General features: G+C 31.2%; 1 protein-coding gene. It reads left to right on the forward strand.

Translation table 11 applies throughout. From position 1 onward, the window contains the following. The first annotated feature begins 475 nt into the window (after nucleotides 1–475). On the forward strand, nucleotides 476–2,302 hold the full coding sequence (typA, locus tag G3997_RS06390) for a translational GTPase TypA (RefSeq protein ID WP_296644613.1): 1,827 nt from the start codon (nucleotides 476–478) through the stop codon (nucleotides 2,300–2,302). Nucleotides 2,303–2,370 lie beyond the last annotated feature (68 nt).

Genomic DNA, 2,370 nt, shown 5'->3' on the forward strand with positions numbered 1-2,370 from the left:
ATTTATATATATCTGTTTTTGTTACATTTTTATATTTTTAGTCAACAAAAATTCGCTTCGCTCATKTCGCCAACGACTTTGTCRGTTGCTCAAAATATTTTTTTACACTCAAAATAAATGTATTAATATAAAATAGTATTAAATTTCAACACTATATTAAAACATAGCCTAATGATTAATTTATAAAGAGGGGGATTTAAAATGGTAACTATATCATGGAGTAACTTGATAATGTCTATACTTATWATTTGCTTCAAAAGGGCTTGCCACCTTAATTAAAACATTTTCCTAGTATTAATTTTTACATTTATCTTGTTTTCTAGTTATTAATCTACTTTAAATTTTTAATTTTTACATAAAATATATGTGAATTTATGCTTAAAACACTTATTTATTTTAATTAGTAGTCTCTTGTCTACAAATCTATACTGTGATATACTTAAAAAGTTATTTTAAGCTGAAAGGAGCAAAATATATGTCAAAAAATAAAATAATAAACATAGCTGTTATTGCCCACGTTGATGCTGGTAAATCAACTTTAGTTGACGCATTCTTACATCAATCTGGAACATTTAGAGATAACGAAGTAGTAAAAGATTGTGTAATGGATAGTAATGACCTAGAAGCCGAAAGAGGTATAACAATATATTCTAAAAACTGTTCAATAAACTATAAGGATTACAAAATAAATATAGTTGATACTCCAGGACATAGTGACTTCTCTTCTGAAGTTGAACGTGTTATAAAGACTGTTGATACAGTTATATTACTAGTTGATGCTAGTGAAGGTCCAATGCCTCAAACAAGATTCGTTTTACAAAAATCTTTAGAAGCTGGACTTAGACCAATATTATTCATAAACAAAATAGATAAGCAAGACCAAAGAGCTGAAGAAGTTGTTGATGAAGTATTCGACTTATTCGTTGACTTAAATGCAACTGATGAGCAATGTGAATTCCCAATAATATACGGTATAGCTAAGCAAGGTATAGCTAAAAAAGAAATGGAAGATGAAAGTGAAAACTTAGCTCCATTATTTGAAACTGTTGTTGAACACGTTGAAGCATACCCAGATTACAGCAATGAGCCTTTACAATTACAAATATCTGCTCTTGCATACGATGATTATGTAGGAAGACTTGGTATAGGTAGAGTTTATAAAGGAACTGTAAAAAATGGTGAAACTATATCTGTATGTAAAGCTGACGGTTCTGTAGCTAGAGGAAGAATATCTAAGCTTACAGTTTACGAAGGATTAAAGCAAGTTGAAAAGCAAGAAGCTTATGCAGGTGACATAGTTGTTGTTGCTGGTATGGCTGATATATCTATAGGGGAAACTATATGTAACGTTGATAATCCATTACCAATGGAAATGATACACATAGAAGAGCCTACTCTATCTATGAACTTCTTAGTTAACGATTCTCCATTCGCTGGTAAGAGTGGTAAATTCGTAACTACTAGACACTTAAAAGATAGATTAGACAAAGAACTTGAAGTTAACGTTGGTCTTAAAGTTGAGCCAATGGATACAACTGACGGATACAGAGTATCTGGACGTGGAGAACTTCACTTATCTATATTATTAGAAAACATGAGACGTGAAGGATACGAAATAGGTGTATCTAAGCCAGAAGTTTTATTCATAAAAGATGAAAACGGAAAATTAATGGAACCAATGGAAAGAGTTATAGTTAACTGTCCAGAAGTTTATTCAGGAACTGTTATAAACAAATTAAACTTAAGAAAAGCTATGATGGAAGCTATGGAAATCGAAGGAGATTATGTTAAAATAACATTTATAGCTCCTACAAGAGGATTATTAGGATACAGAAGTGAATTTATAAATGATACTCGTGGAGAAGGTTCTTTAGTTAGATCATTTGAAAGATACGAAGAGCACAAAGGTGAAATGCCAGGAAGAACTAACGGAGTTTTAATATCTCAAGTTGCTGGTTCAACTATGGCTTACGCACTTAATGCTTTAAGTGAAAGAGCTCAAATGTTCGTTGACCCTGCTGTTGAAGTTTACGAAGGTATGATAATAGGTATGAACTCAAGAAAAGAAGACATGACTGTTAACCCTTGTAAGAACAAGAAATTAACTAACGTTCGTGCTTCTGGTACTGATGATGCTGTTAAATTACAAGCTGCTAGAACATTCACTCTAGAAGAAGCTTTAGAATTTATAGATGATGATGAGTTAGTTGAAATAACTCCAGATGCTATAAGACTTAGAAAGAAATTCTTAAACGAACACGATAGATTAAGATACAACAAGTCAAGACAAGCTAATAAGTAATATAATAAGGCAATCTCTATTTAGARGTTGCCTTTTTAAGTTTATAAAATTAAAAAAAGAACCTATCT

Source organism: Romboutsia sp. 13368, assembly GCF_018336475.1.
GTDB lineage: Bacteria > Bacillota > Clostridia > Peptostreptococcales > Peptostreptococcaceae > Romboutsia.